Origin of the sequence: Pseudomonas sp. 11/12A (assembly GCF_000800055.1) — a bacterium.
Taxonomy (GTDB): Bacteria; Pseudomonadota; Gammaproteobacteria; order Pseudomonadales; family Pseudomonadaceae; genus Aquipseudomonas; species Aquipseudomonas mohnii.
Window position 1 is genome coordinate 13,047 of sequence record NZ_JUGV01000001.1, and the last position, 20,515, is coordinate 33,561.

21 protein-coding genes are annotated in these 20,515 nt (G+C 60.4%); 16 read left to right on the forward strand and 5 right to left on the reverse strand.

All coding sequences use genetic code 11. The features are described 5' to 3' along the window. Window positions 1-39 precede the first annotated feature (39 nt). The 8 genes from GQ39_RS00060 (at window position 40) to GQ39_RS00100 (ending at window position 8,247) form a co-directional block, all read left to right on the forward strand. Entirely contained in the window at window positions 40-1,041 is a 1,002-nt protein-coding gene (locus GQ39_RS00060) for a response regulator (RefSeq protein WP_047526232.1), read from the forward strand. Between the two features lie 263 nt (window positions 1,042-1,304). Next, window positions 1,305-2,400, forward strand: a protein-coding gene (gene prfB / locus GQ39_RS00070) for a peptide chain release factor 2 (protein ID WP_103403637.1) whose coding sequence is annotated in 2 segments (ribosomal slippage) — window positions 1,305-1,376 and window positions 1,378-2,400 — 1,095 coding nt in all. Because the reading frame shifts where the segments join, the coding sequence is not laid out codon by codon here. A gap of 112 nt (window positions 2,401-2,512) precedes the next feature. Beyond that, complete coding sequence (gene lysS / locus GQ39_RS00075; protein ID WP_047526236.1) at window positions 2,513-4,015, forward strand: lysine--tRNA ligase; 1,503 nt, start codon at window positions 2,513-2,515, stop codon at window positions 4,013-4,015. Between the two features lie 99 nt (window positions 4,016-4,114). Then, complete coding sequence (locus tag GQ39_RS00080) at window positions 4,115-4,831, forward strand: TetR/AcrR family transcriptional regulator (protein ID WP_167361798.1); 717 nt, start codon at window positions 4,115-4,117, stop codon at window positions 4,829-4,831. A gap of 162 nt (window positions 4,832-4,993) precedes the next feature. Continuing rightward, complete coding sequence (locus tag GQ39_RS00085) at window positions 4,994-5,548, forward strand: lipoprotein (RefSeq protein ID WP_047526240.1); 555 nt, start codon at window positions 4,994-4,996, stop codon at window positions 5,546-5,548. 34 nt (window positions 5,549-5,582) lie between these two features. Then, window positions 5,583-6,860, forward strand: a complete 1,278-nt coding sequence (locus GQ39_RS00090; protein ID WP_047526242.1) for a flavohemoglobin expression-modulating QEGLA motif protein — start codon at window positions 5,583-5,585, stop codon at window positions 6,858-6,860. A gap of 146 nt (window positions 6,861-7,006) precedes the next feature. Further along, window positions 7,007-7,921 (forward strand): alpha/beta hydrolase, encoded by a 915-nt coding sequence (locus tag GQ39_RS00095; protein ID WP_047526244.1) that lies wholly within the window; start codon window positions 7,007-7,009, stop codon window positions 7,919-7,921. Next, window positions 7,918-8,247, forward strand: coding sequence for a hypothetical protein (locus GQ39_RS00100; protein WP_047526246.1), 330 nt, complete (start codon window positions 7,918-7,920; stop codon window positions 8,245-8,247). The genes GQ39_RS00095 and GQ39_RS00100 overlap by 4 nt, the downstream gene beginning before the upstream one ends. 109 nt (window positions 8,248-8,356) lie before the next feature. On the opposite strand, the gene GQ39_RS00105 is transcribed toward GQ39_RS00100, so the two are convergent. From GQ39_RS00105 to GQ39_RS00115, 3 genes are all read right to left on the reverse strand, one after another. Further along, window positions 8,357-9,154, reverse strand: a complete 798-nt coding sequence (locus GQ39_RS00105; RefSeq protein WP_047538310.1) for an OmpA family protein — start codon at window positions 9,152-9,154, stop codon at window positions 8,357-8,359. 60 nt (window positions 9,155-9,214) lie between these two features. Next, window positions 9,215-9,628: a DUF4398 domain-containing protein gene (locus GQ39_RS00110; protein ID WP_047526247.1), complete on the reverse strand. Its 414-nt coding sequence runs from the start codon at window positions 9,626-9,628 to the stop codon at window positions 9,215-9,217. A gap of 287 nt (window positions 9,629-9,915) precedes the next feature. Continuing rightward, complete coding sequence (locus GQ39_RS00115) at window positions 9,916-10,260, reverse strand: hypothetical protein (RefSeq protein WP_047526249.1); 345 nt, start codon at window positions 10,258-10,260, stop codon at window positions 9,916-9,918. A 202-nt stretch (window positions 10,261-10,462) separates the two neighbouring features. Here GQ39_RS00115 and ppc point away from each other — a divergent pair, with 202 nt between their 5' ends. The 6 genes from ppc to GQ39_RS00145 all read left to right on the forward strand — a co-directional run bounded on the left by ppc (window position 10,463) and on the right by GQ39_RS00145 (window position 17,049). Beyond that, the gene (gene ppc, locus GQ39_RS00120) at window positions 10,463-13,093 is read left to right on the forward strand and encodes a phosphoenolpyruvate carboxylase (RefSeq protein WP_047526251.1); all 2,631 of its coding nucleotides are present in this window, start codon (window positions 10,463-10,465) and stop codon (window positions 13,091-13,093) included. Window positions 13,094-13,349: 256 nt separating this feature from the next. Then, window positions 13,350-14,000 carry an adenylate kinase gene (adk, locus tag GQ39_RS00125; protein ID WP_047526252.1) on the forward strand — a complete coding sequence of 217 codons (651 nt, stop codon included), beginning with the start codon at window positions 13,350-13,352 and terminating at the stop codon, window positions 13,998-14,000. Window positions 14,001-14,094: 94 nt separating this feature from the next. Further along, the gene (gene tsaB, locus GQ39_RS00130; RefSeq protein ID WP_047526255.1) at window positions 14,095-14,769 is read left to right on the forward strand and encodes a tRNA (adenosine(37)-N6)-threonylcarbamoyltransferase complex dimerization subunit type 1 TsaB; all 675 of its coding nucleotides are present in this window, start codon (window positions 14,095-14,097) and stop codon (window positions 14,767-14,769) included. 259 nt (window positions 14,770-15,028) lie between these two features. After that, the gene (locus tag GQ39_RS00135) at window positions 15,029-15,334 is read left to right on the forward strand and encodes a hypothetical protein (protein WP_047526256.1); all 306 of its coding nucleotides are present in this window, start codon (window positions 15,029-15,031) and stop codon (window positions 15,332-15,334) included. Further along, window positions 15,334-16,194, forward strand: coding sequence for a DUF72 domain-containing protein (locus tag GQ39_RS00140; RefSeq protein WP_047526258.1), 861 nt, complete (start codon window positions 15,334-15,336; stop codon window positions 16,192-16,194). The genes GQ39_RS00135 and GQ39_RS00140 overlap by 1 nt, the downstream gene beginning before the upstream one ends. Window positions 16,195-16,227: 33 nt before the next feature. Next, entirely contained in the window at window positions 16,228-17,049 is an 822-nt protein-coding gene (locus tag GQ39_RS00145; protein WP_047526259.1) for an isocitrate lyase/PEP mutase family protein, read from the forward strand. A 20-nt stretch (window positions 17,050-17,069) separates the two neighbouring features. Here the strand turns inward: GQ39_RS00145 and GQ39_RS00150 are convergent, their stop codons facing one another. Continuing rightward, the gene (locus GQ39_RS00150) at window positions 17,070-17,690 is read right to left on the reverse strand and encodes a hypothetical protein (protein ID WP_047526261.1); all 621 of its coding nucleotides are present in this window, start codon (window positions 17,688-17,690) and stop codon (window positions 17,070-17,072) included. Between the two features lie 93 nt (window positions 17,691-17,783). On the opposite strand from GQ39_RS00150, the gene GQ39_RS00155 reads away from it, so the two are divergent. After that, window positions 17,784-18,566: a class I SAM-dependent methyltransferase gene (locus GQ39_RS00155; RefSeq protein WP_047526263.1), complete on the forward strand. Its 783-nt coding sequence runs from the start codon at window positions 17,784-17,786 to the stop codon at window positions 18,564-18,566. A 106-nt stretch (window positions 18,567-18,672) separates the two neighbouring features. Here GQ39_RS00155 and GQ39_RS00160 read toward each other — a convergent pair whose 3' ends face one another. After that, entirely contained in the window at window positions 18,673-19,317 is a 645-nt protein-coding gene (locus GQ39_RS00160; protein ID WP_047526266.1) for a TetR/AcrR family transcriptional regulator, read from the reverse strand. Between the two features lie 93 nt (window positions 19,318-19,410). On the opposite strand from GQ39_RS00160, the gene GQ39_RS00165 reads away from it, so the two are divergent. Then, entirely contained in the window at window positions 19,411-20,511 is a 1,101-nt protein-coding gene (locus GQ39_RS00165) for an efflux RND transporter periplasmic adaptor subunit (RefSeq protein WP_047526268.1), read from the forward strand. The last annotated feature ends 4 nt before the right edge of the window (window positions 20,512-20,515 follow it).

Below are 20,515 nucleotides of genomic sequence, written 5' to 3' on the forward strand. Positions count from 1 at the left end.
ACAGCAATCCTGGCCCAAGCAGTATTCAGGTGAACGCAGATGAATGACTTACAGCTCGACGACTTCAAGACTGACGAAAACGCCGCCATGGTGTTGTTGGTGGATGACCAGGCAATGATCGGCGAGGCGGTGCGGCGCGGGTTGTCGAATGAAGACAACATCGACTTCCATTTCTGCGCCGACCCGCATCAGGCGATTGCCCATGCGATTCGCATCAAGCCGACCGTGATCCTTCAGGACCTGGTAATGCCCGGGCTGGACGGCCTGAGTCTGGTGCGCGAGTACCGCAATCATCCGGCGACCAAGGACATCCCGATCATCGTCCTGTCGACCAAGGAAGACCCGTTGATCAAGAGCGCCGCGTTCGCGGCCGGGGCCAACGATTACCTGGTCAAGCTGCCGGACAACATCGAGCTGGTCGCGCGCATTCGCTATCACTCGCGTTCCTACATGACCCTGTTGCAGCGGGACGCGGCCTATCGTGCCCTGCGCGTCAGTCAGCAGCAGTTGCTCGACACCAACCTGGTGCTGCAACGCCTGATGAACTCCGACGGCCTGACCGGTCTGTCGAACCGTCGGCATTTCGATGAATACATAGAGCTTGAATGGCGCCGCTCCCTGCGCGAGCAGAGCCAAATGTCACTGCTGATGATCGACGTGGATTACTTCAAGACCTTCAATGACACCTTCGGCCACCTGGAAGGCGACGAAGCCTTGCGCAAGGTCGCCACGGCGATCCGCGATGCCAGTGCCCGGCCTTCGGACCTGCCGGCCCGTTACGGCGGCGAAGAATTCGCCCTGGTCCTGCCCAACACCTCCCCGGGCGGTGCACGGCTGGTGGCGGAAAAACTGCGCATGACCGTGCAAGCCCTGAAGATCCCGCACATTTCCCCAACCGAAGGCTCAAGCCTGACCATCAGCATCGGCCTGTCGACCATCACCCCGACAGCAGGCAGCAATTGCCGCGAATTGATTTCGGCGGCGGACAAGGGGCTGTACCAGGCGAAGAACAATGGGCGTAATCAGGTGGGGATCGGGTGATCCGCCTATTCTGCTAATCAACGCATTCCTTGTGGGAGCGAGCTTTCTCGCGAAAGCGGCGTGTCAGTCAACATCGATGTTGAAGGTTATACCGCCATCGTCGGAACGCCGCCCGGCGCGAGCTCGCTCCCGCAGGCTTGGTGTTTTAACTGATCAACATTTCCCCCTAAACCCTGCCTTTTCGGCCAAGCGGACTGCCGTTTCCAGCCGTTTGCCGTTATACTCGCCGGCTTTCAAAAGTTCGCCAACGAGTGCTGCCCGCCATGGAAATCAACCCGATCCTGAACACCATCAAGGACCTGTCCGAGCGCTCCGAAACCATTCGGGGGTATCTTTGACTACGATCAAAAGCATGAGCGTCTGACCGAGGTCAATCGCGAGCTTGAAGATCCGAATGTCTGGAACAAACCTGAATACGCCCAGGAGCTGGGCCGCGAGCGCTCTGCGCTGGCTCAGATCGTCGAAACCCTGGACGAACTGAACGCCGGTCTGGCCGATTGCCGCGACCTGCTGGACATGGCCGTCGAAGAAAACGACGAAGGCGCGGTCGGCGATGTTGTCGCCGAACTGGCCCGTCTCGAGGAAAACCTCGCCAAGCTTGAATTCCGCCGCATGTTCAGCCACGAAATGGACCCGAACAACGCCTACCTGGACATCCAGGCCGGCTCCGGCGGTACCGAAGCCCAGGACTGGGCCAACATCCTGTTGCGCATGTACCTGCGCTGGGCCGACAAACGCGGTTTCGACGCGACCATCATGGAGTTGTCCGCCGGTGAAGTCGCCGGGATCAAGGGCGCTACCGTGCACATCAAGGGCGAATACGCCTTTGGCTGGCTGCGTACCGAGATCGGCGTACACCGCCTGGTGCGCAAGAGCCCGTTCGACTCCGGCAACCGTCGTCACACATCGTTCTCTGCGGTGTTCGTTTCCCCCGAGATCGATGACAAGGTGGAAATCGAGATCAACCCGGCGGACCTGCGGATCGATACCTATCGTTCCTCCGGTGCCGGTGGTCAGCACGTAAACACCACCGACTCGGCCGTACGTATCACCCACGTACCGACCAACACCGTGGTCAGCTGCCAGAACGAACGTTCCCAGCACGCCAACAAGGACACCGCCATGAAAATGCTGCGGGCCAAGTTGTACGAGCAGGAAATGCAGAAACGCAACGCGGCCTCCCAGGCCCTGGAAGACACCAAGTCCGATATCGGCTGGGGTCACCAGATTCGTTCGTATGTGCTGGATGCCTCGCGGATCAAGGATCTGCGCACCAACATCGAACGCAGCGACTGCGACAAGGTGCTCGATGGCGACATCGACGAATACCTGGAAGCCAGCCTGAAATCCGGGCTGTAAAAGACGTAACACAGGATCGGCTGATTCAACGCGATCCCTGTAGGAGCCAGCCTGCTGGCGATCCCCGGCCGCAGGCCGGGGGCAACGAACCCGTGATGGAATATCTAAAGACATGAGCGACCTAGAACTCGACCCGCAAGCCCTGCAACAGGAAGAAAACTCCCTGATCGCCCTGCGCAAGGAAAAGCTTGCTGCCGAGCGTGCCAAGGGCAATGCCTTCCCGAACGACTTCCGCCGCGAAAACTACTGCAATGACTTGCAGAAACAGTACGCGGACAAGACCAAGGAAGAGCTGGCAGAGGCTGCGATTCCGGTCAAGGTTGCCGGTCGCATCATGCTCAACCGTGGCTCGTTCATGGTGATCCAGGACATGACCGGTCGCATCCAGGTCTACGTCAACCGCAAGACCCTGTCCGAAGAAACCCTGGCCGCGGTGAAAACCTGGGACATGGGCGACATCATTGCCGCCGAAGGTACCCTGGCCCGTTCCGGCAAGGGCGACCTGTACGTCGAAATGACCAGCGTGCGCCTGCTGACCAAATCCCTGCGCCCGCTGCCGGACAAGCACCACGGCCTGACCGACACCGAGCAACGCTACCGTCAGCGCTACGTTGACCTGATCGTCAACGAAGACGTACGCCAGACTTTCCGCGTGCGTTCGCAAGTCATCGCCCACATCCGCAGCTTCTTGATGAAGCGTGACTTCCTGGAAGTGGAAACGCCGATGCTGCAAACCATTCCGGGCGGCGCGGCAGCCAAGCCGTTCGAAACCCACCACAACGCGCTGGACATGGAAATGTTCCTGCGTATCGCGCCTGAGCTGTACCTCAAGCGTCTGGTGGTCGGTGGTTTTGAAAAAGTGTTCGAGATCAACCGCAACTTCCGCAACGAAGGTGTTTCGACTCGTCACAACCCTGAGTTCACCATGTTGGAGTTCTACCAGGCCTACGCCGACTACGAAGACAACATGGACCTGACCGAAGAACTGTTCCGTGAACTGGCGCAGCTGGTTCTGGGCAGCACCGACGTGCCGTACGGCGACAAGGTGTTCCACTTCGGCGAGCCGTTCGTGCGTCTGTCGGTGTTCGACTCGATCCTCAAGTACAACCCTGAGCTGACCGCTGACGACCTGAACGACATCGACAAGGCCCGCGACATCGCCAAGAAGGCTGGCGCCAAGGTGCTGGGCTTCGAAGGTCTGGGCAAGCTGCAGGTGATGATTTTCGAAGAGCTGGTCGAGCACAAGCTGGAACAGCCGCACTTCATCACCCAGTACCCGTTCGAAGTGTCGCCGCTGGCGCGTCGTAACGACGAGAACCCGAACGTCACCGACCGTTTCGAGCTGTTCATTGGCGGCCGTGAAATCGCCAACGCCTACTCCGAGTTGAACGACGCGGAAGACCAGGCCGAACGCTTCATGGCCCAGGTGGCCGACAAGGACGCCGGCGATGACGAAGCCATGCACTTCGACGCCGACTTCGTTCGCGCGCTGGAATATGGCATGCCGCCAACGGCGGGCGAAGGTATCGGCATCGACCGTCTGGTGATGCTGCTGACCAACTCCCCGTCGATCCGCGACGTGATCCTGTTCCCGCACATGCGGCCGCAAGCGTAAGTGTTTTAACTAAAAAACCGCCTCTTCAGGCGGTTTTTTATTGCCTGTCTGGTACAAACGTATCAGTTTGTTGCTTTCATCTGAGAGGAAAGACCTGTCGTGAATCGTGCAATGGCTCAAGAAGGTGCAGCGGGTATCGCCACTGCGGTCGCTGAAAGTGTTCAGTACCAGGGCCGCAAGGCCAGCCGGCAGGGCAGCGAGCAGCGTCGACAGGACATTCTCGATGCGGCGATGCGCATTGTCGTGCGCGATGGCGTGCGGGCCGTGCGCCACCGCGCTGTGGCCGCCGAGGCCAATGTGCCGTTGTCGGCGACCACTTACTACTTCAAGGATATCGATGACCTGCTCACCGATACCTTCGCCCAATACGTGGAGCGCAGCGCGGCCTACATGGCCAAGTTGTGGGTAAATAACGAAGGCCTGCTGCGCGAAATGGTCGACAGCGGCGATGGCAGCCCGCAGGCCCGTTCCAGGCTGGCGGACGATATCGCACGGCTGATGGCGGATTATGTGCACCGGCAATTGGTCACCCGTCGCGAACATCTGATGGCCGAGCAGGCGTTCCGCCAGGAAGCGCTGCTGAACCCGCGCCTGGCCGAGTTGGTGCGCTCGCACCAACAGATTCTCCTGCAGGGCTCCTGCCAGCTGTTTCAGGTATTGGGTTCCCGTGAGCCGCAACAGGATGCCAAAGTGTTGACGGCTATAATCGGACGGATGGAATATCAGGGCCTGCTCAACGACGCCGAACCGGTGGCCGAAGAGGAAATGCTCGGCATCCTGACGCGTTATATGCATCTGGTGCTGGCGTCGGCGTAGATCCTGTTGATGCTTTTTGACCCTGTGGGAGTGAGCTTGCTCGTGATGTCGGCTTAACATTCAGCACCTGTGTTGCCTGACACGCCTTCATCGCGAGCAAGCTCGCTGCCATAAGGTCCGGTGTTCACTTGAGGCCGGCGGTGTGTTCATAGGGAGTGTCGAATGAAAGACTGGCGTGTCGTCGTGATCGCCTTGTCGTTCCTGCTGCTCAGTGGCTGCCTGGTGACCTTCAAGGAGCCGCTGCCCACGAACGAGCCCGCGCCCAAAGGATTGCTCGGCAAATGGACCAGCACCAACGCCTGGGGTGAGCCGCTGAATCTGGAGTTGACGCGCGTCGGTGAAAATCAGTATCAGGCGGTCAGCTACTTTCGCGCCAAGCCCAAGGAGCGCGAAGCCTATCCTTTTACGGTGTCGCGACATGGCAATCGCTGGTATCTGTCGGCGAAAGTGCCCGCGCAGTTCGGCGGGCATTTCACGATTGCCGGCTTCGAACTGACCGACAAACATGAACTGGTGGTCTACAACCTCGACCTCGAGCAGATCAACCAGGCATTGCAGCAAAAGGCCCTGAGCGGCGATGGCTTTCAAACGATCGAAGGCGATGGTGTGTTGATCAACAGCAACATGGGCCAGGTGTCCGCTTACCTCGACGACCCGGCCAACTCCGATGTGTTCGTCGAAGTGGTGCGTTATCAGCGTCAGGCCAAGGCCAAATAAACCCAGCACACAACGCATTCAACAGGAGTTTCGGGTGGACGATTACCAGCAGTCGATACGCATTTTGTCCGATCGCATTGTGCTGGCGCAGACGCCGATCCGCGTCCTCGATGCGGTCAAGTGGGACGACAACATCCGTCAGCGTTTCCTCAAGGCCAAGGGCAAGGAATTGCCAGAGGTGGACCGCGACTATTACCTGAATCGGCCGCTGTCCTTCGACTCCAGCAAAGTGAAGCTGGAGTTCCAGAACATCGAGCGCGACATCACCCGCCAGCTCGGCCAGTTCAACCCGGTCGGCCAGATCATGCGGCGCATGTGCAAGGAATACCGGATGGTGGTGCGCATGCTCGAAGCGCGCGGCACCGAGGATTTCGGCCTGATTTCCCAGGAGTTGTACGGTGCCGCGTCCGATGCGTTCCACGCCGGTGACCCGACGCTGTCCGATCTGGGGCTGATGCTCTCCGATTACCTGAACAACATCGACGGCCGTGGCGACCTCAAGGATGAACCGAAGACGCTGACGGCCAAGGATGCGGTGGAAATGCTGCAGCATCGCTTGAACAAGGTGTTCGGTGAGGCCGAGGAGACCATCCGGGTGTTCGAGTCCGACGGGATCGTCGCCGATGCGGCGGCCGGCGCCGACTACATCAAGATCCGCACCGACGCGATGTTCAACCAGCGTGATGTGCGCGCCCTGGAAGTCCATGAAGGGCTGGTGCACGTCGGCACCACGCTCAATGGCCTGAACCAGCCGATCTGCACTTTCCTGGCCAAGGGCCCGCCCTCGTCGACGGTGACCCAGGAAGGCCTGGCGATCCTTATGGAAATCATCACCTTCGCGTCCTATCCGAGTCGCCTGCGAAAACTGACCAACCGTACCCGCGCCATTCATATGGTGGAGGAGGGTGCCGACTTCCTGCAGGTGTTCGAGTTCTTCCGCGAGCAGGGTTTCGAAATGGCGGAAAGCTACAGCAACACCAGTCGCGTTTTCCGAGGCTCGGTGCCGACAGGTCTGCCATTTACCAAAGACTTGTCCTACCTCAAGGGCTTCATCATGATTTACAACTACATTCAGTTGGCCGTGCGCAAAGGCAAACTGGAGCAGATCCCGTTGCTGTTTTGCGGCAAGACCACGCTGGAAGACATGCGCACGCTGCGGCAGTTGGTGGATGAAGGGCTGGTGGTACCGCCCAAGTACTTGCCGGAGCAGTTCCGTGACATGAATGCGTTGTCGGCGTGGATGTGCTTCTCCAACTTCCTCAATCACCTGAGCCTGGACCGGATCGAGGCGGATTACTCCAACATCCTGTAGCGGTAAGCCATGGACCATTGTGGGAGCGAGCCTGCTCGCGATAGCGGTTTTACATTCAACATTAATGTTGCCTGATGCACCGCCATCGCGAGCAGGCTCGCTCCCACAGGGTTCGGCCTTCTTCTTTTTTTGCGAGGTTTCAACGGATGAGAATCCTCGGCGTCATCTGCCTTCTACTGGCCCTGAGCGGTTGCAGTTCGCTGCTGTTCTACCCTGAACCCGGCCAGTTGTTCACCCCGGAAAAAGCCGGGCTCGAATACCGTGACGTCACCCTGACCACTGCCGACGGCCTGCGCCTGCATGCCTGGTGGTTGCCGGCCAAGCAGGGCGTCGAGGTCAAGGGTACGGTGCTGCACCTGCACGGCAATGGTGGAAACCTGCCCATGCATCTGGGTGGCAGCTATTGGTTGCCGGAGCATGGTTACCAAGTGTTGCTGGTGGACTATCGCGGTTATGGCCTGTCCGAAGGCGAGCCTAGCCTGCCGGCGATCTACCAGGACATCGACGCCGCATTCAAATGGCTTGACCAGGCCCCGGAGGTCAAGGGCAAGCCATTGATCCTCCTCGGTCAGAGCCTCGGCGGTTCGATGGCGGTCCATTACCTCGTGCAACACCCCGAGCGGCAGAAACAACTCAAGGCGTTTGTGCTCGATGGCGTGCCCGCCAGTTATCGCAGTGTCGGTCAGTTTGCCCTGAGCCACTCATGGCTGACCTGGGCCTTTCAGGTGCCGCTGTCCTGGCTTGTACCGGACGGTGACAGCGCGATCAGCTCCATGGCGCAGCTCAATGGCGTGCCGAAATTGATCTACCACAGCATCGACGATCCGATCGTGCCTCTTTCCAACGGCATCCGTCTGTATCAAGCTGCGCCGCCGCCGCGGGTGCTGCAACTGACCCGTGGCGGTCATGTGCAGACGTTCGCCGACCCGGTCTGGCGCAAAGTCATGCTGCGTTATCTTGACGATCCACAGCATTTCAACGGTTTGCGCCGCCTGGGTGAAATCCCTAATTACCCGGCGCCCGAACATTCTGAAGATGAACCACCAGAGAGTCCGCAATGAGTGAAGAACGTAACGCCATCCCGCTGATCATCACCGGTATTTGCAGCATCCTCGGCACTGTCGGTGCCCTGTGGTGGTACGGCTACCTGCACTTCGCCAAGCCTGAGGATGCGTTGCTGCTCAACGAATTCACCATGCTCAAGACCGTGCCGGGTGAGGACTACAAAGTCTCCCTGGAACCGGCTGCCCAGGTGGCGCAGTGCATCGATGGCGTGCTGGTGCTGTTCGACACCGAGCAGAAAGGCCTGACCGGGGTGCTGATCGACAGCAAGAAAAAAGCCGTGCGTTGCATGGGCCAGGAAACGCCGCAGAAGCTGCAACCCTGAACAGAAAATAAATGTGGGAGCGAGCCTGCTCGCGATGGCGGCGTGACAGTCAACACAGATGTTGAATGTCCGGGCCTCATCGCGAGCAGGCTCGCTCCCACAGTGGTGTTTACTGGGTGTTGGCACTCACCGCCGAGCGCGGAATCACCGGTTGGTTATCGTTGGAAATCGTCACTTCCACCCGACGATTCTGTGCCCGTCCCGACACGCTGGTGTTATCCGCGACCGGGTATTCCTTGCCATAACCCTGGGCGACGACGCGGGTCGGGTCGACGCCCATTTTCACCAGCGCCATGCGCACGGAGTTCGCGCGTCGTTCCGACAGTGACTGGTTGTGCGTTGCCGTACCGGTGCTGTCGGTGTAGCCCTCGACGATCACTTTGCGGTCGGGGTTTTCCTGGAGGTATTGCGCCAGTTTGTTGATGTTCATCAGGCCATTGGATTTCAGCTCGGCCTTGTCGGTGGCAAACAGCACGTCACCGAAGGTCACCAGTGTGCCGCGATCGGTTTGCCGGGCGTTGAGGCTGTCCTGCAATTGCTTGATCTGCTGGTCACGCGCATCCAGGCGGGCCTGGGCACGTTGCGCAGAAGCGTTTTTAAGGTTGGCTTCCGCAGTACGCAGGGCGATGGTCTGTTTTGCCACTTCCACACGCTGGTTGGTCAGATAGGCCAGTTGATCGACTTTGGCTGGGTCTTCCTTGTCCAGATAGGCCTTGTCGGCCTTATCCAGATAATCACTGGCATCCTTGGTTTCCAGCGCCGCGACTTTGCTCGCCTGCGGGTTGGCTTGCAGTCCGGAATAGTTGGTGCGGGCCTGTTCAAGGTTGGCGTTGGGCGGTGTGGAGCACGCCGCCAGGGCAACACTGGCGGCCAGCAGGGCAGGGATCATCAATTGTTTGGCATTCATGCACTTGGAAATCATGGTTTCGTCCTTTTAGTCGAGTAAGAAATACGTCATGCCGCGCCGTTACTGAACGGTGCGCTGGCTTTCCTGACGCAGTTCCTGAACCCCTTGGCGAGAGTCCTTCACCGCTTGTTCGGCTTTCATCGCCTGCGCCTTGCGTTCCGCCACGCGAGCGTCCCATTCGGCTTGCTCGGCCAGGGTTTTCGCCTGCTCGTATTTTTTGTCGTGCATGGCGATTTCGGCTTGTTTGAGCTTGTCTTGCGCAGACTTCATTTCCACTGCGGCGAATTCAGTGCCGCCCGCGCTGACAGCGTTATTGACCGCTGACTCGGTGACGGCAAATTGCTCGGTGGGAGGGTTACCGGCGCAACCGGTCAGTACGAGACTGCCGCCGAGGGCGAGGGCTGCCATTTTCAGGCCATGCAGAGGGGTGGATGATGATTTGCCACTAGCGGTTTTCATGATCTTCAACTCCATTGGGCTAACTCCTGAACAACTAAAAAATCCATCCTGGGCAAAGGAGCCGCGAGCTTCGGTTTCGAGGGGATTTGATACGGCCGTCCCAGGCGTGGTTACAGGGTTGACCCGAGGCGCTTTTCAAAAGTTCAGAGAAATTAATCAGGGGCGGGGGGGCTCGCGTTTGTAGGAGCGAGCCTGCTCCGGGCGGCGTTCCGACGATGGACTTCGACGTCAGGTATCACGCGTTTCGTTGACGACCATCGCGAGCAGGCTCGCTCCTACAGGGGGATCATTCGTAGGCAGAATCAGTGTTTTTGCTTGTCGTTGCCTGCTGACAAGTCATGCAAGTGACGACGGGACAAGGCGAGAAAACGAGGGGTCGGGCCGACGTCCTCGTACAGTGGATCACCTTCTTCATCAGTGGCCACCACGGTCGAGCCCTTCACATAGGGAAAGCTCTTTTCCAGTTCTTCCAAAGCGGCGCCGATCAGTTCACCGAGCAGCTCCTCGGGCTGCCGTTTGGGGTACATCTCGGTAATGGCCGCCAGGCGTGCGGCGGCTTCCACGTCCAGATGAATCGTGTAGCCCGTCTGGGTCAGGCGACCCTTGGCATTTTCTTCCCAATGCTGGGCCAGTTCGCGGATTTTCATAATGACCTCATTGCGCTCCTGCTCGTGGCAGGCCGGGTGAGTGTCCGGCTTTGGCCGGTGACAGCCGCAGTACGGCTCATCATTCAGACTAGCTTTAACGCTCAAGGTTTAAAGTCCCTTCGTCGTCTTGCTTGTAAGAAGCGCTCTGGAGCGGCACTCTTTAAGCTCATGGCCGCCCGGATTGTTCGCTGGAGAACTGCTGATGACCGATATTGATGCACGCTTGCGCGAGGATGTTCACCTGTTGGGTGAGCTGTTGGGCAACACCATTCGTGACCAATACGGGGACGGCTTCCTCGACAAGATCGAGCAGATCCGCAAGGGGGCCAAGGCCGATCGCCGCGGTTCCATGGACGCCGAGCTGAGCGCGAGCCTCAACCAACTGACCGAGGACGAGTTGCTGCCGGTGGCGCGGGCGTTCAATCAGTTCCTCAACCTGGCCAACATCGCCGAGCAATATCAGCTGATTCACCGTCGCGAAGAATCCAGGCCGGCACCGTTCGAAGCGCGTGTGCTGCCGGAGCTGCTTGCCCGCCTGCGTGCCGAAGGTCATGGCGCCGAGTCCCTGGCCCGGCAATTGGGCCGGCTGGAAATCGAGCTTGTCCTCACGGCACACCCGACCGAGGTTGCGCGTCGCACACTGATCCAGAAGTACGATGCCATCGCCGCGCAACTGGCGGCCCTGGACCATCGCGACCTGACCGGCGCCGAGCGCGAGCAAATCAAGTCGACATTGCAACGCCTGATCGCCGAGGCGTGGCACACCGAAGAGATCCGCCGTACACGCCCGACACCGGTCGATGAAGCCAAATGGGGCTTCGCGGTGATCGAGCATTCGCTGTGGCAAGCCATCCCCAATTACTTGCGCAAGGCCGATCAGGCCCTGCATGCCGCCACGGGCCTGCGTTTGCCTCTGGAAGCCGCGCCGATTCGCTTTGCCTCCTGGATGGGCGGCGACCGCGACGGCAATCCGAACGTGACGGCCACCGTCACTCGCGAAGTGTTGCTGTTGGCGCGCTGGATGGCAGCGGATTTGTACCTGCGCGACGTTGATCAGCTCGCCGCCGAGCTTTCGATGCAGCAGGCCAGTGATGAGTTGAAAGCCAAGGCCGGCGACAGTGCGGAACCCTATCGCGCGGTACTCAAGCAATTGCGCGATCGCCTGCGTGCGACGCGTAACTGGGCTCACACCGCGTTGACAACCCCTGTGCCCGCACCGGCCGACGTTCTGCAGAACAATCGGGAACTGCTCGATCCGCTGGAGCTGTGCTACCACTCGCTGCATCAATGCGGCATGGGTGTGATCGCCGACGGTCCGTTGCTCGATTGCTTGCGCCGGGCGGTCACCTTCGGCCTGTTCCTGGTGCGTCTCGATGTGCGCCAGGACTCGTCGCGCCACAGTGCCGCCATGACCGAAATCACCGATTACCTGGGCCTGGGGCGCTACGAAGACTGGAGCGAAGAAGAACGCATTGCCTTCCTGATGCGTGAACTGAACAACCGTCGGCCCTTGCTGCCGCCTCACTACAAACCGTCCGCCGACACCGCCGAAGTGCTGGCGACCTGTCGCGAAATCGCCGCAGCGCCAGGGGCATCCCTCGGCTCGTACGTGATCTCCATGGCCGGTGCCGCATCCGATGTGCTCGCCGTGCAACTGCTGCTCAAAGAGTCTGGCGTATTGAGGCCGATGCGCGTGGTGCCGTTGTTCGAAACCCTCGCTGACCTGGACAACGCCGGGCCGGTGATCGAGAAACTTCTGCTGCTGCCGGGCTATCGCTCGCGCCTGCAAGGGCCGCAGGAAGTGATGATCGGCTATTCCGACTCAGCCAAGGACGCCGGCACCACGGCGGCGGCATGGGCGCAATATCGGGCGCAGGAGCGGTTGGTGGATATCTGCCGCGAGCAGCAAGTGGAGTTGCTCTTGTTCCACGGTCGCGGCGGCACCGTGGGCCGTGGTGGCGGCCCGGCGCACGCGGCCATTCTGTCGCAGCCACCGGGTTCGGTCGCGGGGCGTTTCCGCACCACCGAGCAGGGGGAAATGATTCGATTCAAATTCGGCCTGCCGGACATCGCCGAACAAAACCTCAATCTGTACCTGGCGGCGGTGCTCGAGGCGACCTTGTTGCCGCCACCGCCACCGACGCCCGAGTGGCGGCATTTAATGGACGAATTGGCGGCGGACGGTGTCAGCGCTTATCGCGCCGTGGTGCGGGAAAACCCGCAGTTTGTCGAGTATTTCCGCCAGTCCACTCCGGAACAGGAGCTCGGACGCTTGCCGTTGGGCAGCCGTCCAGCCAAGCGCCGGGCCGGCGGTATCGAGAGCCTGCGGGCGATCCCGTGGATCTTCGGCTGGACCCAGACGCGCCTGATGCTGCCGGCCTGGCTGGGTTGGGAAGCGGCATTGAGCAAGGCACTGGAGCGCGGTGAAGGTGAACTGCTGGGGCAAATGCGCGAGCAGTGGCCGTTCTTCCGTACGCGCATCGATATGCTGGAAATGGTCCTGGCCAAGGCCGACGCAGAGATCGCCCGGTCCTACGATGAGCGCCTGGTGGAGCCTCAATTGCTGCCATTGGGTGCGCACTTGCGCGACCTATTGTCGCAGGCATGCGCGATCGTCCTGGGGCTGACGGGACAGTCGCAGCTACTGGCACATAGCCCTGACACCCTTGAATTCATCCGTTTGCGCAATACCTACCTTGACCCGCTTCATCTATTGCAGGCGGAGTTGTTGGCACGCTCGCGACAACAGGATGTGGCGCAGGGCAGCCCGGTAGAACAGGCATTGCTGGTGTCCGTGGCAGGGATTGCCGCCGGTTTGCGTAATACAGGCTAAGATTTTTTGCCGTGGAGTCGGGCAGGCGCGAAGGTGCGGCCAGGCGACAGTTAATGATGGGGTTGCGACTAGGGGAACCGCGCCAAAAGGTCGCAGGAGACAGCGGTTTCTCCGACTTTTGGCGGCTTGTGTGGGCGCAGCCTGCTGTGTATCTTGAGCAGCCTTTGACCGTTTGGGCGGTCACGACCCTGTTTTTGAGATTGGCCCCATGAGGCGAATCTGACGTTATCCATATAAAAAATTGAGGAGCACATCGATGCGCGTCATTCTGCTGGGAGCTCCCGGGGCCGGTAAAGGTACTCAGGCTAAGTTCATCACCGAGAAATTCGGTATTCCGCAAATCTCCACCGGCGACATGCTGCGCGCCGCGGTCAAGGCCGGCACCGAGCTGGGCATCAAAGCCAAGAGCATCATGGATGCTGGCGGACTGGTGTCCGATGACCTGATCATCGCACTGGTCAAGGACCGCATTGCCCAGTCCGACTGCGTCAACGGTTTCCTGTTCGACGGTTTCCCGCGCACCATTCCCCAGGCTGAAGCCCTGGTGGAAGCCGGCGTGGAGCTGGATCACGTGGTTGAAATCGCTGTCGACGACGAAGAGATCGTTCAGCGTATTGCCGGTCGTCGTGTGCACGAGGCCAGCGGCCGTGTGTACCACACCGTCTACAACCCGCCGAAAGTCGCCGACAAGGACGACGTCACCGGTGAGCCACTGGTGCAGCGCAAGGACGACACTGAAGAAACCGTGCGTCATCGCCTGTCGGTCTACCATTCGCAAACCAAGCCGTTGGTGGACTTCTACCAGCAGCTGTCCGCCAAAACCAATGGCAAGCCGAAGTACAGCCACATCGCTGGCGTTGGCTCGGTAGAAGCGATCACCGGCAAGGTGCTTGAAGCGCTGAGCTGAAAAGTCTGATCGGCTTCATCTTCTACGGCCCGCTTGCGGGCCGTAGTTGTTTATACTGACGCACTTTTTTCTGACCTCTCTTACGGATACATCGATGAGCACCTTGCTGGCCCTGGACACCGCGACTGAAGCTTGCTCCGTTGCCTTGCTGCACGACGGCAAAGTCACGAGTCATTACGAGGTGATCCCGCGCCTGCATGCGCAGAAGCTGTTGCCCATGATCCAGCAGTTGCTGGCCGATGCCGGGACCACGCTGCAAGCGGTCGACGCCATCGCTTTCGGTCGCGGACCGGGCGCATTCACCGGCGTGCGTATTGCCATCGGTGTGGTGCAGGGCCTGGCGTTCGCGCTGGATCGCCCGGTGTTGCCAGTGTCGAACCTGGCCGTACTGGCCCAGCGTGCGTATCGCGAACAGGGCGTCAGCCAGGTCGCGGCGGCCATCGATGCGCGGATGGACGAGGTGTATTGGGGCTGCTACCGCGAAACGGCGGGGGAGATGCGACTGGTCGGGGCTGAGGCGGTATTGGCCCCGGAAGCGGCAGCGTTGCCGGCTGACGCCAGTGGCGAATGGTTCGGCGCGGGCACCGGTTGGGGCTATGCCGAGCGCATCGGCGTCCACCTGAGCGGTCAGGACGCCGGCATGCTGCCCCACGCCGAAGACTTGCTGACGCTGGCACGGTTTGCCTGGGCGCGTGGCGAGGCAATAGTGGCCGATGAGGCGCAGCCGGTTTATCTGCGCGACAAGGTGGCGACGCCCAAGGCGCGGTAACTGGCTGGATCGAGGTGGTCCCATCGCGAGCAGGCTCGCTCCCACAGGAGTCAGTCTCGCTCATACACTTTGTGAGCAACATCAATCCTTGTAGGAGCGAGCCTGCTCGCGATGGCGATTTCAGGAACACAGCCAATCGTCAGTTTCTAACCCCCGCTTTTAAACCTTTTGCTCTTTATGTGTTCTAGTTATCACTCGGCGGTTTGCGAAGTGGGCGATGCGCCACTAAACTGCCATCACTGATACCGAGCATACAATTATGCGTATAGACGGCCTTTCTTCTCAGTCCTACCCCATCAAGCGCAAGCCTCGCAAAGGCCCTGTGGTGGAAGACGAGTCCGTCGATATCGACGGCGAGCTGGAGTTTCCGTCCGAAGAGCAGATGGCCGCCCGAGCCGCCAAAGCCTCGGCGCAAAAATTGAGCAATCTCCCCGCCCGTCAGCAGGACATGATTTACCACCGTGCCATGAGCAAAAGTGTGGCGATGGCCCTGGCCAGCTACCTGAGCACCGCCGGTTTCGTCGATTGGGATGGCGAAGTGCTGGGTCTCGACCTGTACATCTGATGGTGCTGCCTTACTACCTGGGTTGCCCGTCCTGGAGTGAAAACGCCTGGCGCGAGTATTTGTACCCGCCAGACGCCAAACCCGCCGAATTTCTGAGTCTTTACTCCCAAGTGTTCAACGCCGTGGAAGGCAACACTACCTTCTACGCAAGCCCGGCTGTCACCACCGTGCAGCGCTGGGCCGAAACCCTGCCCGAACACTTTCGTTTCACCGCCAAGTTCCCCGGTGACATCAGTCACGGCGGTGACCTGCGTGAGCAACTGACCGCCGCCGAAACCTTCACGCAATTGCTCAGCCCGCTCGGCGCCCGAGTGTCGCCACTGTGGTTGCAGCTATCGAAAAGCTTTACGCCACAACGCTTGCCCGAGTTGGCGGGATTTATCGATGCCCTTGAGCGGCCGTTGGCCGTGGAAGTGCGGCATGACGAATTCTTCGCCAAGGGGGATAGCGAACGTGAGCTCAATCGCCTGTTGCGGGATCGCGGCGTCGAGCGCATTTGTCTCGATCCGCGCGCGCTGTTCAGCTGCACCTCGACCGACCCTTCGGTGCTCCACGCCCAATCGAAGAAGCCACGGGTTCCACCGCGTCCGGCGGCATTCACGCAATGTCCTCAGGTGCGTTTCATCGGCCATCCACAGCTTGAAGCCAACGATCCGTTTCTGCTGCCCTGGGTGGAGAAAATCGCCCTGTGGATCGAAGAGGGGCGCACGCCTTACATCTTCCTGCACACCGCCGACAACGTGCTGGCGGCGAAACTGGCGCAGCGCTTCCACGCCAGATTGATGCTGCGTCTGCCTGGCTTGCCGCCGCTGCCTGAGCTATACAGAGAGCCCGCCGCCGAGCAACTAGGCTTGCTCTGAAGCGGATTCGTTCGCCTTTTCAGGAGCCTGCCAATGGACGCGCAAACCCTTCGAGCCCAAGCCTTCAAAGCCCTGCACGAGCGCAAAGGCGCCTTTGTGATTCCCAATCCGTGGGACGCCGGTTCGGCGAAAATGCTCGCCAGCCTGGGTTTCGAGGCGTTGGCGACCACCAGCGCCGGTTATGCCTTTTCCAGGGCGCGTCCCGACGGCGGGCTGACCCTCGACGAAACCCTGTTGAACGTTCAGGCGATTGTCGCGGCCAGCGATTTGCCGGTGGCGGTCGATCTGGAAAACGGCTTTGCCGACAGCCCGGCCGAATGCGCGAAGAGCATTGTGCGGGCGGCGCAAGTGGGGGCGGTCGGTGGTTCGATTGAAGACGCCACCGGGCGTGAAGAAGGCCCGATCTACTGCTTCGAACATGCCGTGGCGCGCATCGAAGCGGCCGTCGCCGCCGCACGCGGTTTGCCTTATCCGTTCACGCTGACCGCGCGGGCCGAGAACTTTCTGCACGGCAATCCGGATCTGGCCGATACCATTCGCCGCTTGCAGGCGTTTGCCGAGGCCGGTGCCGACGTGCTCTATGCGCCGGGCCTGCGCAGCGCTGAAGACGTATTGGCGGTGGTCCGCGCCGTGGCGCCGAAACCGGTCAACGTGTTGATGTCTGGTGGCCTGAAGCTAACGGTCGAGCAGTTGAGTGAGATGGGCGTCAAACGCATCAGCGTCGGCTCGGCGCTTGCATTGGCAGCCTATGGCGAGTTCTTCCGCGCCGCCCAGGAGATCCGCGATGCAGGCACGTTCGGCTTCACATCGCGCTCCATGCCGTTCCAGCAGGCCAATTCATTGTTCAAGGGCTGAGCCGCGCAGTGAGCTGAGGGTCAGGCGGCCAGACGCAGGTTCTGCAGGATGATCGGGCGTGCCCAGCCGTTATCGAAGTCGAGTTGCTTCTGCTGTTCGATCAGTTCTTCGGGGGAGAAGGGCGGGAAAGGCTTGTCCAGCAGATCGAGTTCGAACTCGGCGATTGGCAGATGCAGTGGACGTGGCTGCGGCGCCGGGCCGGCTTCTGGCTCAGGTTGACCGGCAGTCAGCACGATCGGGCGTACCCAGCCGCTTTCGAAGTCCTGTTGTTTCTGCTGGGCGGCGATTTCTTCCGGCGGGAACGGTGGGAACGGCTTGTCGGCCAGGTCCATTTCGAATTCGGCGATCGGCAGGAACAGAGGCTCTGGCGGACGAACTTCGTTGTCCTTCACATCACATTCGCGCTGGGAAACGATGTGTGCCAGCAGGTCGCTGCCAACGGTAGGCTCAACCGGGCTTTCGAGATCGACCGGTGGAAAGTTGAGAGATTGCGGCAGCGCATCACCCGACTGATCGGCCAGCGCACGGGCAAAGAAATCCTGCCAGATGTGACTGACACCGCTCAGTGCCTGGGTATTTCGCAGGTTGTAATTGCCGTAAGGCGAGATAAAACCTGTGATTGTGGGTTGAATGTCTGACATTTCTCTCGGTCGACGCTCAGCTCTGGCAAAATGCTCGATAGTTTTGTTATCGGCAGTTTTTGCCGATCATTAATTTTTTGAGCGTGTTTTCTGATGAATGATCAACCTGCGGCCTGCCGCATCCATGTCGAGGCCCTGGACGCGGCGTTCGAGCCGCAAGCCGAGCAGTGGGCCGAGCGCCTGGGCCTGCCATTGCAGATGGCCGACGGTGAGTTTGCCTTGCAGGTGGGCGAGCAGGGTTTGCAGCTGCAACAATTGGGACCGGATGCGCCGGGGCCGGTGCGCGTTGACTTTGTCGAGGGCGGCGCGGCCCATCGTCGGTTATTCGGTGGTGGCAGCGGGCAAATGATCGCCAAGGCCGTTGGCATCGCTCAGGGCGTGCGTCCCCGTGTATTGGATGCCACGGCAGGGTTGGGCAAAGATGCGTTCGTACTGGCCAGCCTGGGGTGCGAGATGAGCCTGATCGAGCGTCAACCGTTGATCGGTGCCTTGCTTGAAGATGGCCTGGCCCGCGGCGCGGAAGATTTCGACGTGGCGCCGATCGTGGCGCGCATGCGTTTGCTCAAGGGCAACTCGATCGAGGTGATGCGCAACTGGGAGGGCGAGCCGCCGCAGGTGATCTACCTCGACCCGATGTTCCCGCATCGTGAGAAAACGGCGTTGGTGAAGAAGGAAATGCGCCTGTTCCGGCCGCTGGTGGGCGATGACCCGGACGCGCCGGCACTGCTTGAGGCGGCGTTGGCGCTGGCCAGCCATCGGGTGGTGGTCAAGCGACCGCGCAAGGCGCCGTGCATTGAAGGGCCCAAGCCCAGTCATGCGCTGGATGGCAAATCCAGTCGGTATGACATTTATCCGAAGAAGGCGCTCAAGCCTTAAGACCGAGTTGCCCCCATCGCGAGCAGGCTCGCTCCCACAGGTTCTTCACTAACTCTGTGGGAGCGAGCTTGCTCGCGATGGCGTCGGCCATGACACGACAAATCCTTCAGGCCGGGTCAGGCCGATAAGCCCGCATAAACAACCCTACCACTTCCCGCACATGGCTCTCCGCCGCCTCGCCAACCGGCGGTTCACCGCAGCCATACAGCAAACGAAAATTACCCGCACCCTTGAGCAGGCAGAAAAAGTGCTCGGCCGCATTGTGCGGTTTGTCGATGCTCAGCACGCCACTCTCGTTGATCCGGCTGAGCAACCGCTCCATGCCCTGCAGCATGCGCTGTGGCCCGGCCTCGAAGAAAATCTGCGAGAGCTTCGGGTCCTGGCTGCCCAGGGCCATCATCAATCGGTGCAGGTTCACCGACTCGTCGCTGTTGATCAGCTGATGAAACCCGCGTGCGATATTCAGCAGCACTGTTTCCACCGCCACGCCTTCCGGCAACTCAAAGAACAGCGGAGGCAGTTGCTCCTCGCACTTGGCCATCACGGCGGCGGAGAACAGTGTCTCCTTGTCGTTGAAGTGGCTGTAGACCGTCAGCTTCGACACACCGGCCTCCGTTGCCACGGCGTCCATGCTGGTGCTGGCGTAGCCCTTGCTCAAAAACAGCGTTTTCGCGGCATCGAGGATCGCCCGGCGTTTGGCCAGATCCTTGGGGCGGCCTGGGCCGTTGGGTGCTGAAAGATTGTTCGGCATATTCGCTTTTATTACTGGACTGGTCAGTTTGCTATTAATAACATACCGGTCAGTATAATTATTCCAAGCACCATTAGCGAAAGGTCCTTCACCATGTTCCGCTATGTCTTGCCCCTCGCGTTGCCAGTCAGTCTGGCGTTTTTATTGTCTGCGTGCGGTCACGAAGAGGCGCCTCAAGTCAGCATTCGGCCGGCCATGGTGGTTCAGCCAGAGCCTTCGGCCCAGGCGATGGAAAGCTATCCCGGTGAAGTCCGCGCCCGCTATGAGCCCGACCTGGCGTTCCGGATTGGCGGCAAAGTCAGCCGACGACTGGTCGAAGAGGGGCAGCGCGTCAAGGCCGATCAACCGCTGGCGGAGCTCGATCCCCAGGACGTTCGCCTGCAACTGGAGGCCACGCGCGCCCAGGTCGCCGCCGCCGAAGCCAACCTCAACCTGGTACGTTCCGAACGCGATCGCTACAAGACCCTGATGGACCGTCAGTTGGTCAGTCGTTCGCAGTACGACAACGCCGAAAACCTCTATCGATCCGGCGAAGCACGCCTCAAGCAGATCAAAGCCGAGTTCAACGTTTCGACCAATCAGGCCAGCTATGCCGTGTTGCGTGCACCGCAGGACGGCGTGGTGGCCAAGCGTGCCGTCGAAGTCGGGCAGGTAGTGGCCGCCGGGCAAACGGTGTTTACCCTGGCCACCGATGGCGAGCGTGAAGTGTTGATCAGCCTGCCGGAGCAGAGCTTCGGCCGCTTCAAGGTCGGGCAACCGGTTTCGGTGGAGCTGTGGACGCAACCGGATCAACGCTTCGCCGGGCACATCCGCGAACTGTCGCCAGCCGCCGATCCAAAATCCCGCACCTTTGCCGCTCGCATTGCCTTCACGGGCGGCAAGGTCCCCGCCGAACTGGGCCAGAGCGCCAGGGTGTTCGTGCAGACCGCCGAGGTGATTCCACTGTCCGTGCCGCTTTCGGCGTTGACCGCGGAAAACGGCGTGACCTACGTCTGGGTGGTCAGCGCCAACAGTACGTTGAAGAAGACCCCGGTGCGGGTCGGAGCCTTCGGAGAGAAAACCGTGCCGGTGCTCGAAGGTCTCAATGCCAGCGACTGGGTCGTGGCCGCTGGTGTTCATGTGCTTCTCGACGGGCAGCAGGTACGCCCGGTGGATCACTCCAACCGCGTAGTCAATCTGGCGGACAAGGAGTAATCCC